The organism is Undibacterium cyanobacteriorum, assembly GCF_031326225.1.
In the GTDB taxonomy this organism is placed as follows: domain Bacteria; phylum Pseudomonadota; class Gammaproteobacteria; order Burkholderiales; family Burkholderiaceae_D; genus Undibacterium; species Undibacterium cyanobacteriorum.
This window is the reverse complement of sequence record NZ_CP133720.1, coordinates 2,185,235-2,200,411: the sequence shown is the minus strand read 5'-3', so window position 1 is coordinate 2,200,411 and position 15,177 is coordinate 2,185,235. Positions and strand designations below refer to the sequence as shown.

Annotated in this window: 10 protein-coding genes; 3 read left to right on the top strand and 7 right to left on the bottom strand. The window is 48.4% G+C overall.

Translation table 11 applies throughout. The annotated features are described in order from the left end of the window. Positions 1–5: 5 nt before the first annotated feature. Positions 6–887 carry a translation elongation factor Ts gene (tsf, locus tag RF679_RS09180; RefSeq protein WP_309483904.1) on the bottom strand — a complete coding sequence of 294 codons (882 nt, stop codon included), beginning with the start codon at positions 885–887 and terminating at the stop codon, positions 6–8. 181 nt (positions 888–1,068) lie between these two features. After that, on the bottom strand, positions 1,069–1,812 hold the full coding sequence (gene rpsB / locus RF679_RS09175; RefSeq protein WP_309483903.1) for a 30S ribosomal protein S2: 744 nt from the start codon (positions 1,810–1,812) through the stop codon (positions 1,069–1,071). Between the two features lie 490 nt (positions 1,813–2,302). Here rpsB and map point away from each other — a divergent pair, with 490 nt between their 5' ends. From map to RF679_RS09160, 3 genes are all read left to right on the top strand, one after another. Continuing rightward, a complete protein-coding gene (gene map / locus RF679_RS09170) occupies positions 2,303–3,109 on the top strand; it encodes a type I methionyl aminopeptidase (protein ID WP_309483902.1) in 807 nt (268 codons plus the stop codon). Positions 3,110–3,262: 153 nt separating this feature from the next. Then, positions 3,263–5,818 carry a [protein-PII] uridylyltransferase gene (locus RF679_RS09165; RefSeq protein WP_309483901.1) on the top strand — a complete coding sequence of 852 codons (2,556 nt, stop codon included), beginning with the start codon at positions 3,263–3,265 and terminating at the stop codon, positions 5,816–5,818. Positions 5,819–5,866: 48 nt separating this feature from the next. Further along, on the top strand, positions 5,867–6,616 hold the full coding sequence (locus RF679_RS09160) for a pseudouridine synthase (RefSeq protein WP_309483900.1): 750 nt from the start codon (positions 5,867–5,869) through the stop codon (positions 6,614–6,616). Between the two features lie 41 nt (positions 6,617–6,657). Here RF679_RS09160 and def read toward each other — a convergent pair whose 3' ends face one another. From def to smc, 5 genes are all read right to left on the bottom strand, one after another. Then, positions 6,658–7,191 (bottom strand): peptide deformylase, encoded by a 534-nt coding sequence (def, locus tag RF679_RS09155; protein WP_309483899.1) that lies wholly within the window; start codon positions 7,189–7,191, stop codon positions 6,658–6,660. 49 nt (positions 7,192–7,240) lie between these two features. Next, on the bottom strand, positions 7,241–8,125 hold the full coding sequence (galU, locus tag RF679_RS09150; protein WP_309483898.1) for a UTP--glucose-1-phosphate uridylyltransferase GalU: 885 nt from the start codon (positions 8,123–8,125) through the stop codon (positions 7,241–7,243). Positions 8,126–8,235: 110 nt separating this feature from the next. Next, a complete protein-coding gene (gene ligA / locus RF679_RS09145) occupies positions 8,236–10,317 on the bottom strand; it encodes an NAD-dependent DNA ligase LigA (protein WP_309483897.1) in 2,082 nt (693 codons plus the stop codon). A gap of 136 nt (positions 10,318–10,453) precedes the next feature. After that, entirely contained in the window at positions 10,454–11,548 is a 1,095-nt protein-coding gene (locus RF679_RS09140; protein ID WP_309483896.1) for a cell division protein ZipA C-terminal FtsZ-binding domain-containing protein, read from the bottom strand. Between the two features lie 5 nt (positions 11,549–11,553). After that, complete coding sequence (smc, locus tag RF679_RS09135; protein WP_309483895.1) at positions 11,554–15,066, bottom strand: chromosome segregation protein SMC; 3,513 nt, start codon at positions 15,064–15,066, stop codon at positions 11,554–11,556. Positions 15,067–15,177 lie beyond the last annotated feature (111 nt).

Here is a 15,177-nt window from a genome sequence, read left to right as displayed (position 1 = left end):
ATTGCTTACGCTTGCTTTGCAGCGGCAACTTGCGCTGCCACTTCTGCAGCGAAATCGTCTTGCTTCTTCTCAATGCCTTCACCAACAACATACATTGTGAATGCTTTTACGGAAGCGCCAACAGATTGCAACATTTGCTCAACTGTTTGTTTGTCGTTTTTCACGAATGGTTGGTTCAACAAAGTAACTTCTTTCAAGAACTTCTGTACCGCACCATCAACCATCTTAGCAACGATATCTGCTGGTTTGCCAGATTCAGCTGCTTTTTGGGATGCAACAGAGCGCTCTTTTTCGATCAATTCTGCTGGAACTTGCTCAGTAGACAAAGATACTGGTTTCATCGCGGCGATATGCATCGCAACATCTTTACCAACTTGGTGATCAGCTGCGTCGAATTCAACAACTACACCGATACGTGTGCCGTGCAAGTAAGAAGCAACTTTTGCAGTTGTTTCGAAACGTTGGAAACGACGGATAGACATGTTTTCACCGATCTTACCGATCAAAGCTGCACGTACTGTTTCAACAGTACCTTCACGCATTGGCAATGCGGACAAAGCGGCTACGTCTGCTGGATTTTTTTCAGCAACCAATTTTGCCAATTCATTTGTGAACGCCAAGAAATCGTCATTTTTAGAAACGAAGTCTGTTTCGCAGTTAACTTCTACCAATGCACCAACGCCACCGTCGATGAAAGAAGCAACAACGCCCTCTGCTGTTACGCGGGAAGCTGCTTTAGAAGCTTTGCTACCCAATTTAACGCGCAAGATTTCTTCAGCACGTTCCATGTTGCCTTCTGCTTCAGTCAAGGCTTTTTTGCATTCCATCATTGGTGCATCTGTCTTTGCACGTAATTCGCCTACCATCGCTGCTGTAATTGCCGCCATGCTACTCTCCTAATTCACTGCGCTTTCATCTGAAAGCACTCAATTCATTAAATTCGCCCAAAACACTACTACTTCAATAAGTACTTCATTTTGAGCATCACAATTCTTTAACTTAAAAAAAGGGGCTAACCTGTGTTTGCCCCTTTTATTTCGCTGCCCGTAAAATTTACGGGAGAGTTAATTAAGCTTGTTCAACTTCTACAAACTCGTCGCTTGGCTTAACAGCTTCAAGCACTTCATTAACTGCATTTGCACGACCTTCCAAGATCGCATCAGCAACGCCGCGAGCATACAAAGCAATCGCTTTAGAAGAGTCATCGTTACCAGGGATGATGTAAGTAACGCCTTCTGGAGAGTGGTTTGTATCAACCACGCCGATTACTGGAATACCCAATTTAGCTGCTTCAGTGATCGCACCTTTGTGGTAACCAACGTCAACCACGAAAATCGCGTCAGGAACGCCGCCCATATCTTTGATACCGCCGATGGATTTTTGCAACTTAACCATTTCGCGTTGGAACATCAAAGCTTCTTTTTTAGACAATTTTTCTACAGAACCGTCTTCGATTGCTGCTTCCATGTCTTTCAAACGCTTGATCGATGTTTTGACTGTTTTGAAGTTAGTCAACATACCACCCAACCAACGTTGATCAACGTAAGGCATACCAGCACGGTTTGCTTCTGCAGCGATCAAGTCACGTGCTTGACGCTTTGTACCTACCATCAAAATGGTGCCACGATTAGCGGACAATTGGCGAATGAATTTCATCGCTTCTTGATACATCGCCAATGTTTTTTCCAAGTTCATGATATGAATCTTGTTGCGATGACCGAAGATGTACGGTGCCATCTTTGGATTCCAAAAACGAGTTTGGTGACCAAAATGAACACCAGCTTCCAGCATTTCACGCATTGTTACAGACATAATAACTCCAGGGTTAGGTCTTGAATCTTGTCAGTGATCCCACTTTTTCGCTCTCAGGAGCCACTCTGCAGGACACCCTTTTCGACCAGATTCGATTTTAAAAACTACTCGATTATTTGTAGCAAGAAGTAAATTTACTCAAGCTAACCATCGATTCTACTACAGTTCATAGCCAGATGGCAAGCCGAACAAGCCTTACCAATCTCTCCCAAACTCAAACAACGTCCTCGTGAAACCCTTCTCAAATTTTAATCGAGCAAGGCCACGTAAAGAAGATTTTCAAGAAACATAGATTTATAATTAACTCAAACACACTTTCAAAATGAAAAATGCTGCATTGCCACCGAGCACCTAGTCAGTCGTCTATAATAGCGAAGATATAAACAAGCGTGATGCGTCAGTTTGACTCACGCCCGCCGCGCTTGGATGGCAAGCAATCCCAAGCTTCACATCTTCAAGAATTTTATTACATTCGACAAAAGAAACTCATATGGCTCATATTTCCATCAAGTCCCCAGAAGAAATCGAAGGTATGCGCGTTGCAGGACGCCTCGGATCTGAAGTACTCGATTACATCACACCGTTCGTTAAAGCTGGTGTGACCACTGGTGAACTTGATCGCCTCTGCCATGAGTACATGGTCAACGTACAAGGCTCCATTCCCGCACCATTAAATTATTGCCCACCGGGCTACACGCCGTTTCCGAAAGCTATTTGCACTTCCGTTAACGACGTGATTTGCCACGGCATTCCGGGAGATAAAGTATTAAAGGATGGTGATGTCGTCAATCTTGATATCACGGTGATTAAGGACGGCTATCACGGCGACAACAGTCGCATGTTTTTGATCGGCGACGTGAAGCCCTTCGTTAAACGCTTAAGCGACATCACTTATGAATGCATGTGGCTCGGCATCGCGCAAGTAAAACCTGGTAATCGCCTAGGTGATATCGGTCATGCGATTCAGCAGCACGCAGAAAAAGCGGGCTATAGCGTGGTGCGCGAATTCTGCGGCCACGGTATTGGCAAAGTGTTTCATGAAGAACCGCAAATTTTGCACTACGGTCGTCCAGGCACTTTAGATGAAATGAAGCCGGGCATGATTTTTACGATTGAGCCGATGATCAATGCGGGTCGTCGTGAAATCAAAGAAATGCCTGATGGTTGGACTATTAAGACCAAGGACCGCAGCCTCTCCGCGCAATGGGAACACACGGTATTGGTGACTGAAACCGGATACGAAGTTTTAACTTTGTCCGCAGGATCTCCACCGCCACCAGATTTCATCAAGAATTAAATATCGAACTTCATCAAGCTAAAAAAAAGGATGTTATGTAAAGACACAAGCAAGAGCTGATCGTTGGCTAATCGCGAATCGGTAAGATCGTTCTTGCTCGCTCTTACTCTTTCTTGCCCGTCTTACCCTGACCACCCTCCAATCTGCACGCCCATGGATATCGCGAATGCTATGGCCTTCAAGGCCAAACTAAAGGCAGAACAACAAGCCATCATTGAGGCCTTCAATACCAAGCCCAGAGCCGAAGTTCTATTGCGCGATCTGTGCCGCTGTGTCGATAATAATCTCGTCGCCATTTGGAAGAGTTTTCAATTTCCCAAAGATGTTTCATTGGTAGCCGTTGGCGGTTATGGGCGCGGTGAGTTATTCCCCTACTCCGATGTCGATGTATTGATTCTCTTGGCCGCACCGCCCGACAAAGCGCTACGCGAGAAGCTGGAAAGTTTGATTCAAGTCCTATGGGACATTGGTCTGGACATTGGTCATAGTATTCGTACGATTGATGAATGCATGACTGAGGCTGCTGCTGACATCACGGTCAAAACAGCGCTACTGGAAGCTCGCCTCATCGCTGGTAGTCGCAACAATTTCCGTGATCTGAAAACACGCTATGATGAAGCCATGCATCCTCAGCAGTTCTTTCAAGCGAAGCTTTTAGAACTGCAACAACGACACGTCAAATACGAAGACACACCATACAGTCTCGAACCTAATTGCAAAGAAAGTCCAGGTGGTCTGCGCGATCTTCAAGTCATTTTATGGGTCGCCAAAGCAGCACAACTCGGCAACTCTTGGGCGGAACTTGCTACACACGGCTTGATCACGGCTGCGGAAGCTCATCAATTGAAGCGCAATGAACGAGCCTTCAAAGATATACGCATTCGTCTGCATATCCAAGCCAAACGACGCGAAGATCGTTTGGTGTTTGACTTGCAAAATGCGATCGCCGCCACCTTTGGTTTCGAAACCACCGAAGCGCGACGTGCTAGTGAATATTTGATGCAGCGTTATTACTGGGCCGCCAAAGCGGTCACGCAGCTCAACACGATTTTGCTGCAAAACATTGAAGCCGTGTTATTCCCTTTACCGCATCAAGCCAAAGCCATCAATGAACGATTCAATGAAGTGAATGGCTTGATTGAAATCGCGCACGACGAAGTTTTCCAACAGACACCGTCAGCGATGCTAGAGGTGTTCCTGCTTTTATCTCAGCATGCGAATCTGAAAGGCATGACTGCGAAGACTTTGCGTGCATTGTGGCACTCGCGCAATCTGATCGACGCGGAATTCCGTCACGACATCTTTAATCGAGCGACTTTCCTACAAATTTTGCAGTCACCGCGCGGCATCACACATGTCTTGCGCAGCATGAATCAAACCAGCGTACTGGGCCGCTACCTGCCCAACTTCCGTCGCATTGTGGGACAGATGCAGCATGACTTGTTTCATGCATACACAGTCGATCAACACATACTGATGGTGGTTCGCAACTTGCGTCGCTTCACGATGACTGAGCATGCCCATGAATACCCCTTCTGCAGCCAACTCATGGCGAATTTTGGTCAGCCTTGGGTCTTATACATCGCCGCTCTATTTCATGATATCGCCAAGGGACGCCATGGCGATCATTCGACATTAGGCATGGCCGATGCGCGCAAATTTTGCTATGACCACGGTATTTCACGCAAGAATACCGAGCTCATCATCTTCTTGGTTCAGCAGCACTTGACGATGTCTCAGGTCGCACAAAAACAAGACTTATCCGATCCAGACGTCATACAAAATTTCGCCAAGATCGTCAAGGACGAACGGCATCTGACAGCACTCTACTTACTCACTGTCTGCGACATTCGTGGCACCAGCCCGAAAGTGTGGAATGCTTGGAAAGGCAAATTACTCGAAGACCTCTATAAAATGACGCTGCGCGTTTTGGGCGGCGAAGCGCCCTCGACCGATCGTGAACTCAAGAATCGACAAGAAGAAGCGCTCAAAGCCCTGCGCTTGGTTGGTATCGAAAATGATGCGCATACTCAATTTTGGGAACAACTCGATATCGTTTATTTCTTGCGCCATGACGCCTCCGATATCGCGTGGCAAACTCGGGTTCTGCACGACAAAATCAATAGCGAGACACCAGTTGTCAAATGCCGCGTCGCGCCAATTGGCGAAGGTTTGCAAGTCGCCGTTTATGTACGCGATCAAGCAGATTTATTTGCCCGCATCTGCAACTACTTCGACGGCAAGAATTTCGGCATCTTAGATGCCAAGATTCACACCGCAAAAAACGGTTATGCGCTCGACACTTTCTTGGTCACTGAGCCAGCCTTTGCCAGCAACTATCGTGACATCATCAACTTAATCGAACATGAATTAAGCGACGTGCTGAGCAAACAAGCGCCGCTAACCACACCGAATCAAGGACGTTTATCGCGTCTCTCGCGCAACTTCCCATTAGTGCCGACTGTCGAACTGCGCCCTGACGATAAAGGACAATACTTCCTGCTATCGATTTCGGCCAACGATAAAAACGGCCTGTTGTATTCGGTCGCCAGCTTATTAGCCAAATACAAAATCAATCTACACACCGCAAAAGTCATGACCTTGGGTGAGCGTGTGGAAGACGTATTTCTGATCGATGGCCCAGCGCTGCATAATCCCAAAAACCAAATTCAATTTGAATCCGAACTACTCGATGCTTTGCGTATTTGAGTGCTCTATTATCGCTAAATCACCAAATCAGCAAACAGGAAATGAACTATGACTGAATTAATTCGACTATCAAAACGCATGTCAGAACTGGGCTTATGCTCGCGCCGTGAGGCTGATGAGTGGATCGCTAAAGGCTGGGTGCGCGTTGATGGCAAAGTCATCGCCGAATTGGGGACCAAGATCCTACCGCACCAAAAGATCACGATCGAACGCCAAGCAGCCGCCGAGCAATCTAAACGCGTTACTATTCTCATCAACAAGCCTGTCGGTTATGTGAGCGGCCAAGCTGAGGATGGCTATTTGCCAGCGATTGCCTTGATCAAACCCGAAAATCGTTGGAGCGAATGTAAAGTCAACACAAGTTTTCATCCAACCCAATTGCGCAGTCTAGTGCCAGCGGGACGTCTCGATATCGACTCAGTTGGGCTCTTAATCCTGACCCAAGACGGTCGCATCGCTAAGAAATTGATCGGTGAAAATAGTGAGGTCGAAAAGGAATATCTGGTGCGGGTGGTGTACAACAAACCGGGCCGCTTACCCGACAGCGACTTGCGCTTACTCAATCACGGTCTCAGCCTCGATGGCAAGAAACTCTTACCGGCACAAGTACGTTGGCAAAACGACGACCAACTTCAATTCATCCTGAAAGAAGGCAAAAAGCGTCAGATTCGCCGCATGTGTGAAATGGTCGGCCTGAAAGTCGTCGGTTTGAAACGTGTGCGTATCGGCAAGGTACGACTCGGAAAACTACCAGAAGGCCAATGGCGCTATTTGCGCGACGACGAGCCGTTCAACTAATCTGAGTTGACACCCTAATTGTCGACGCTATCGTCGCAGCCTTAATCGTCGTCGTTAGGATCGAGTTCTGGAAATAGAACCTCAGTGAAGCCAAACTTACTGAGGTCTTTGATACGCATCGGATATAAAACACCATTCAAGTGATCGGTTTCATGCTGTACCACTCGTGCATGAAAACCATCGACTTCGCGACTGATCTTTTGACCAAATTGATCAAAGCCCTCGTAGCGCAAGCGGCTCCAGCGCGGCACCAAACCACGCATACCAGGGACCGAAAGACATCCCTCCCAAGCTTCATCAGTCTCTTCCGACAACGGCGTTAAGATAGGATTTATCAGCACAGTTTCAGGTACATTCGGTGCATCGGGATAACGAGGGTTTTGTTTAAAACCAAAAATCACCAATTGCAAATTGACGCCAATTTGTGGTGCAGCCAAACCTGCGCCATTCGCATGCTGCATGGTTTCAAACATATCCTTGATGAGCTGATGTAAGGCTGGCGTATCGAATTCCTTAATTAGCTCGGACACGCGTAGCAAACGCGGATCGCCCATTTTCAAAATTGGATAAATCATTGTCTTACCTCGTCACAAAAGCTGCTCATCACCACGTTCAGGCTCGCGATTATTGTTGCGCCATGAGTTCATGCAAATATTTTGAGAACTCGTCGCCGACGTCTGGATGTTTCAAACCTAAGGCCACAGAAGCCTTGAGGTAGCCGAGTTTGGAGCCACAATCATAGCGGAATGCATCGCAGCGATAAGCGAATACAGGATCTTCTTTCAACATCGCCGCAATACCGTCGGTCAACTGAATTTCGCCACCAGAACCTTTACCGAGTTTTTCAAGGTAATTAAAAATTTTCCCTGACAGGACATAGCGCCCTGCCACTGCCAAAGTCGATGGTGCTTCTTCTGGTTTCGGTTTTTCAACGATACCGTGCATACGCTCCAAATGATCTTTATAAGCGGTGCCACTGACAATCCCGTACTGATTGGTGAATTGGCGCTGCACCTCTTGCACCGCGACGATGCTACCGCCCTCCTGTTCATAGATCTCGGCCATCTGCGCCGTGACCCCTTTTTGACCAGGACGAACGTCCATCAAATCATCCGCCAATAACACAGCAAAAGGTTCATCACCCACCACAGGACGCGCACACAAAACTGCATGACCGAGTCCTAGCGCAGCAGGCTGGCGAATATAAATGCAGTTGATATTACTCGGAATCACATTGCGAACGATTTCCAGCAAAGCATGTTTACCCGCCGCTTCCAATTCGTTTTCGAGTTCATAAGCAGTGTCAAAGTGATCTTCAATCGCGCGCTTATTGCGACCAGTAATGAAAACCATCTCGGTGATGCCGGCCTCCACCGCTTCCTCAACCGCATATTGGATCAAAGGCTTATCGACCACCGAGAGCATTTCTTTCGGTTGTGCTTTTGTCGCAGGTAAAAAGCGGCTCCCAAAACCCGCTACTGGAAAAACAGCTTTTTTAATTTTTTTCATCGACGTTTCCCTCAAACGCTGTCATTAAATATTTCATTTGCCTTTGCGCGGCATTTCAAATTGAAGTTCAGACTCAGGCACTCAAACAGCAGTGCACACAGCCCACCGCATCAGGCCTGAAGCATGGCTAAAAACTCTTCTTCTGTCAGCACGCGAATTCCTAATTCTTGTGCCTTAACCAACTTGCTACCTGCCTCTTCGCCAGCTAATACAAAATGCGTCTTCTTCGAAACCGAGCCGGACACCTTGCCGCCATGCTGTTCAACCAAAGCACTCGCTTGCTCGCGACTCAGGGTAGGCAAAGTACCAGTCAAAACCAAGGTTTTACCGGCAAACACGGCGCTACTGAGATCGACCTTTTCAATAGCTGGCCAATGTATCCCGGCTGAGATCAACTGACGCACGAGTTCGACGTTCAAAGCATCATCAAAGAAGCTACGAATCGAGCGTGCAACGACAGGACCAACATCATTCACCGCTAACAGTTGTTCCTCCGTCGCTTGCATAAAACTTTCCATTTCGGTGAAATGCAAGGCGAGATCCTTGGCAGTCGACTCACCCACATGACGAATGCCTAATGCGTAAATAAACCGAGGCAAGCTGGTTGCCTTCGACGTTTCCAAAGCTTCGAGAATATTCTTCGCAGATTTTTCAGCCATACGATCAAGCTCAGACAATGCACTGAGACCGAGTCGATAGAAATCCGCAGGCGTGTTGACGACACTGCGATCGACTAGTTGATCGATCAACTGTTCCCCCATGCCTTCAATATTAAGCGCTTTACGCGAGGCAAAATGGAACAAGCCCCCCTTACGTTGCGCAGCACATTTCAACCATCCGCCCGAGCATCGCGCAATCGCCTCATCCTCAGGTTTGACGATAGGCGAACTACAGATAGGACATTCAGTTGGCAAGCGAAAGACTTCCGTATTTTCTGGACGGCGCTCAATCACGCTGGCAACCACTTCGGGGATCACATCCCCAGCGCGACGCACGATCACCGTGTCGCCCACTCGTATGTCCTTACGCTGAACTTCCTCTTCATTATGCAAGGTTGCGTTGGTCACCGTCACGCCGCCAACAAAAACCGGTTGTAGACGCGCCACCGGCGTAATCGCGCCGGTGCGTCCTACCTGAACCTCGATATCTTGCACAATCGTCAGCGCCTCTTCGGCGGGAAATTTATGCGCGATAGCAAAACGCGGAGCGCGTGAGACGAAGCCTAAGCGTTCCTGCAAATCGAAACGATTGACCTTGTAGACCACCCCATCAATTTCATAAGCCAGCTGTGGGCGTTTTTCTTGGGTTTGTCGATAAAACTCAAGTAAACCAGCAGCGCCACTAACAACCGCTTTTTCTTGGCAAACGGGAATTCCCATCTGCGCGTACCAATCCAGTAAAGCACGATGCGATGCCGGCAATTCGGCACCTTCTAACAAGCCGATGCCATAAGCGAAAAAGCGCAAGCTGCGTTGTGCTGTGATACGAGAATCAAGTTGACGCAAACTCCCTGCAGCAGCATTACGCGGATTGGCGAACTCTTTGCTACCGCTATCGCGTTGACGTTGATTGAGTTTTTCAAAGTCAGCCTTGAACATCAACACTTCACCGCGCACATCGAGAATGGCAGGTGGACTCTCCGTTTGCAGGCGCAATGGAATGCTGCGGATGGTGCGAATGTTTTCGGTGACATCTTCGCCTGTGTAACCATCGCCGCGCGTAGCAGCTTGTGTGAAGACACCGTTCACATAACGCAAATTAATCGCAAGACCATCGAATTTCAAATCAATTGCATATTCGATCTGGGTCTGTGTATCAACCACACCCAAGCCTAAACCTTCGCGCACCCGACGATCGAAGGCATCAACATCTTCGTCTTCAAAGCCATTATTCAAAGACAGCATCGGCACGCTGTGCTGTACCTGCGTAAATTCTGGTAGCGGCGCCGAGCCGACTCTCAGCGTTGGACTATCCGCCGCACGCAAAGCTGGATTGCTCGCCTCAAGTTCTTGCAACTCCTTGAACAGCTTATCGTATTCCGCATCGGGGATCGTCGGCGCATCCAGTGTGTAGTAGTTATAGGAATGGCGATTCAACTCATCGCGCAATTGCTGAGCACGCTGTTCAGGCTCAAGCTTTTTGGATTGGTTCGTGGGCGTTGCGTCAGGAGCGCCAAATAAATCATTTTGCATGGTTGAAGTCGACAAAAATAAGGAACTCAATCGAAAACAAGTTCATCGATCAAAAGACGCGGTCGCGTCATTCGTCATTGCGGAGAAAAGCGATCTCGAATCGGCGATCGCTTCTCATTCCTCACTTCAAATAAACTTACCAGCTGAATAAACGTTTGGCACGACGCGATCCGGCTGGAATTTCAGCGACAGCCATTGCGTTACAAAAATCACGCACTTGATCGGCGATTTCCGCTAAGGCCTGCTCGGAAATAGGATGATTGCCGTCATCGACGACCGTACCGCCCAAACGAGAAGCCAATGAACGCGCACATTTCGCCATTGTCCCGAAACCTTCTAAATCAGGCGCCACACATGGAACATCGAGCAACAAAGTCAACTTCGATGTCACCGTTTCGCTCGCGCTCACATTGGTCGACATCGTGAATAAATTGCCACCTGTATCGCCATCCGGCATCACCAAGCGACCATCGGCGCGGATATCAAATCCTTGTTTTTCCAATGCGCCTAACAGAGTCGTGATATCCCAAGGTGCGCCATTCGACAACACGTTGACACTCAATTGAGCGTCGTGCTCGGCGACGAATTGGTGCAACTCACGCGCGTTCGACATCACTCGATTCATGTCGGGGATATCAGAATGCGCATTCAAACGATCGGCAATTTCGCGCAACTTAGAAACAAATTCCGAATACTCCAATTCATTCAACGGGCCACTACGAGTCACCATTTGCACGCCAGCAAACATCGTCGTATACACGCCGCCGTGTGCAATTTCATCACGCTTGCCTTCGTGTGTTAAACCAATGAAATGCACAGGTTTTTTACCGACGTATTTCAATTCGGCGACTTCCTGCAAGAGCTTCTCACCACGAATCGGCGACTCAAATTCCAAAGGAATAACGCAATCGATCAGGTCATCAACGGACAATTCAGGTTCATCTTCGATTGCAGGTGAATCCACCGTCGATTCCACAGAGACTTCTGACGACACGTCTTGCGCGCCAGAGTCATCTGACAAGTCCAGATCGTCATCGCCAAACTTAGGCTCTTGTCGCACACTACTTGCATCTTCACGATCGACGGGCTTCATCAAGACATCGTCATGCGAATCAGCAAATGCACGGTCCACTGTTTTTCGTGCTCTATACTCTTGCCACTTATTGTAGATAACCAAGACAACGATAAAACCGACACCCGAACCCAACAAACTCAACTGTAAATCTGTCATTCTGTTTAACCCTCACCAACCAGACTTGCGGCCGATTCCATATCGACCGCAACGATTCGAGAAACCCCTTGTTCTTGCATGGTGACACCAATCAATTGTTGTGCCATTTCCATCGCAATCTTATTGTGGGAAATAAATAAAAACTGTGTATTACTCGACATACGTTTCACCATATTGCAGAAACGTTCCGTATTCGAGTCATCCAACGGCGCATCAACCTCATCGAGTAAGCAGAATGGTGCTGGATTGAGCTGGAACATGGAGAACACCAAGGCGGTCGCGGTCAATGCTTTTTCACCACCCGACAACAAATGAATCGTCGCATTTTTCTTACCAGGCGGTTGCGCCATAACCTGAACACCTGAATCGAGAATTTCGTCACCGGTCATAATCAACTTCGCTTGACCGCCACCGAATAAGACCGGGAACAATTCAGCGAAATGATGATTCACGCGATTGAATGTATCTTGCAATAGATCACGCGTTTCCATATCGATTTTGGTAATCGCGTCTTGCAAAGTTGTGATCGCTTCCGTCAAATCGGCAAACTGTGAATCAAGGAAGGTTTTACGTTCTTTCGCTTGCGCCAGCTCTTCTAAAGCCGCCAAGTTGACCGCACCCAACGCGGCAATTGCATTCGTCAAACGCGTCACCTCACCTTGCAGATAAGATGGTCTAAGATCGTCATGCAATTTCGGTTCGAGAGCTGCTTCATCAACCTCGAAGTTGCGCAATTGCTCTTCGTACTGTTCTTGATTGAGGCGTGCTGCCTGCTCTTTCAGTTGCAACTCAACGATGCGATCACGCTGCGGTTGCAGGCTACGCTCGACTTGCAATTTCGCCTCTTCAGCGTGACGCAATTTCTGTGTCAGCTGATCTAACTCGTGACGCGCATCGGCCAACACGCGTTCTTGTTCACTGCGTTTCTCCAACAAGCTCTGCAAACCAGCCTGCGCAGTTTGCTCATCCATACTTTCCAGCTCAAGTTGGCCTTGCTGCATGTTGGCGAATAGCTGCGAAGCTTGTTCGAGCGCGGTGGCGATACTCCGCTTTAATTCTTCAATCTTGACGCGATGCGTCTTCTCGGCAAAGCTCGCTTCCTGCGCTGCCAATTCAAGATCGCGCAATCGGGCCCTAGCATCGTTTAGATGTTGTTCTTTCTCGAGGAACTCGGTCTGACCCGATTCGTGTGTTTCCTGCATTTCGGCAAGCGCAATATCGAGCTTTTCAAACTTCGCTTCAGATTCAGCACGCGCTGTTTGTTGCTCATGCTCTTGCTCAGCAATTTCCGCCAAGTCCGTTTGAATTTGCTGGCTGCGTTGATTGAAACGCTCTTGCACCTCAGCCAACTTCATGTACTCGATTTGCAAACCGTGCACAGTCTGCGTCAAGTTGGAAACACGGGCACGCAATTCCTGCAAGCTTTGCGTTGCTTGACTCAAAGCAGCTTCAGCGCGAATGGCGCGCGTCTTGCCTTCGTCTGCTAACAAATGTTGTGCTCGCGCTTGCTTGCCGATGTTTTCGATTTCCTGTTGACGCGCTAAGACACCATCTTGTTCCGAATCGGTGGCGTAAAAACGCACACTCGAAGCACTGACGAGATGACCTTGTTTCGTGATAAAGCTGGCTCCAGCTGGTAGTTTCGCGCGATCCATGAAGGCGCTTGCTGTATCGGCCGCCACATAAACGTTATGCAACCAATCCTGCATCACACCACGAACACCCGCATCGTTCAACTGCAATAAATCGAACATCGGTTTCAGACCATCAATTGCTGGCGTCGGCGCAATCACCTGCGGCGCATACAAAGCCAATTTTGCTGGTGGTGCATCGCTGAAAAACGCTTTTGCCCATTCGAGATTGGACATCTCCAAGGCCGAGGTGCGTTCGCGCAAAACGGACTCCAAGGCGGTTTCCCAACCCGATTCGATCTGCACTTTTTGCCAAAGTTTAGGCAGTTTTTCAAGGCCATGTTTCGCCAGCCATGGTTGGACTTTACCTTGACTCTCCAAGCTTTCCTGCAGCGACTTCAACGCCGCCAGTCGCGCATCAAGCTGCGCCGATTGCGCGGTGTCTTTATTGACTTGTTCTTGGGCGGCCTTACGTTCTTCTTCAAGCTGTGGCAAACGTTCTTGGGCCTCTTCAAGCTGCATCGTCGCTTCTTCAAGCACTTGCTTTTTCTCTTCCAACTGCATGGCGAGGTTTTGCAAATGCGAAGTGTCGGGCACCACCAAGCCTTGCTTTTCTTGCGCCAGACGTTCACGACGTATCGCCAAACTGTTTAAGATATTCGAGGCATTACGTTGATGCGCCGACTCCAATTCAATTTGCTGTTGCATCTGCATGATCTTGGCGCGCGACTCAGTGCTTTTGAGTTGTGCTTCACGCCAAATCTGTTCGAGTGCAGGGATTTTTTCATTCTGCTGCGCGACCGTTTCTTGCGCTTGCTCGCTGCGCATAGCCAATTCTTCGACATGCATTTCGGCATCTGCCAAATCATCTTGGAATTGCTGACCTTGACGCTGCCATTGATCACGTTGTGCTGCCAGAGAATTCAATTGGGATTGCAAACGCGAGCGCGATTCAATCACAAATTTGATTTGCGCTTCTAGGCTACCGATCTCCGCATTGGTTTGATACAAATTGCCTTGCGCTTGATGCATCTTATCGCCGACCGCATAGTGGGCCTGACGCATTTGCTCTAACTCGAGCTCAACATGACGCAGCTTAGCCGTTTGCTCTTCGAGATCAATTTGACACTTTTCAATTTCAGCGAAATATTTTTTCTGTTCTGCCGCCGCTTCGCGTTTGCGCAGCATCCATAAGAGTTTTTGTTTCTCTTCTTGATCCGCTTGTAGGGCGTGATATTTGTTCGCGACTTCCGCCTGCGCCTCGAGCTTTTCAAGGTTCGCGTTCAACTCTCGCAAAATATCTTCGACACGCACCAGGTTCTCATGAGTGTCATGGATACGATTTTCGGTTTCGCGTCGACGTTCCTTGTAACGCGATACGCCAGCAGCCTCTTCCAAGAACACGCGCAATTCTTCCGGGCGCGATTCAATGATGCGGGAGATCATGCCTTGACCGATAATCGCGTAAGCGCGCGGCCCCAAACCGGTACCGAGGAAAATGTCCTGAATGTCACGACGGCGCACGGGTTGGCCGTTAATGTAATAGGTCGAGGTCCCGTCGCGCGTCAGCGTCCGTTTAACGGCGATCTCAGCATACTGACTCCATTGCCCAGCCGCCTTCCCCATACTATTGTCGAATACCAATTCGACCGAGGAACGCCCTGCTGGCTTGCGATGCGTTGAGCCATTAAAGATCACGTCTTGCATGGATTCACCACGCAATTCAGAAGCCTTCGATTCGCCCAAAACCCAGCGGACCGCATCGATGATGTTCGATTTACCACAACCGTTTGGCCCTACAACGCCAACGAGTTGCCCTGGAACTTGAAAATGGGTGGGGTCAACGAAAGATTTAAACCCCGATAATTTAATTGAAGTTAAGCGCACGTTATTTTTATTTACCGAATTTTATTAATTTTTATTGTTTTTTAATGGATTTTACAAACAAAACGAACAAATTACTTGCCTTCACTTACCGCCTTAAAAAACTGTTACTCC

Bases quoted from the DNA above. Each gene is read 5' to 3' on its own strand.
- tsf (WP_309483904.1), bottom strand. From the start codon at position 887: ATGGCGGCAATTACAGCAGCGATGGTAGGCGAATTACGTGCAAAGACA.
- rpsB (WP_309483903.1), bottom strand. From the start codon at position 1,812: ATGTCTGTAACAATGCGTGAAATGCTGGAAGCTGGTGTTCATTTTGGT.
- map (WP_309483902.1), top strand. From the start codon at position 2,303: ATGGCTCATATTTCCATCAAGTCCCCAGAAGAAATCGAAGGTATGCGC.
- RF679_RS09165 (WP_309483901.1), top strand. From the start codon at position 3,263: ATGGATATCGCGAATGCTATGGCCTTCAAGGCCAAACTAAAGGCAGAA.
- RF679_RS09160 (WP_309483900.1), top strand. From the start codon at position 5,867: ATGACTGAATTAATTCGACTATCAAAACGCATGTCAGAACTGGGCTTA.
- def (WP_309483899.1), bottom strand. From the start codon at position 7,191: ATGATTTATCCAATTTTGAAAATGGGCGATCCGCGTTTGCTACGCGTG.
- galU (WP_309483898.1), bottom strand. From the start codon at position 8,125: ATGAAAAAAATTAAAAAAGCTGTTTTTCCAGTAGCGGGTTTTGGGAGC.
- ligA (WP_309483897.1), bottom strand. From the start codon at position 10,317: ATGCAAAATGATTTATTTGGCGCTCCTGACGCAACGCCCACGAACCAA.
- RF679_RS09140 (WP_309483896.1), bottom strand. From the start codon at position 11,548: ATGACAGATTTACAGTTGAGTTTGTTGGGTTCGGGTGTCGGTTTTATC.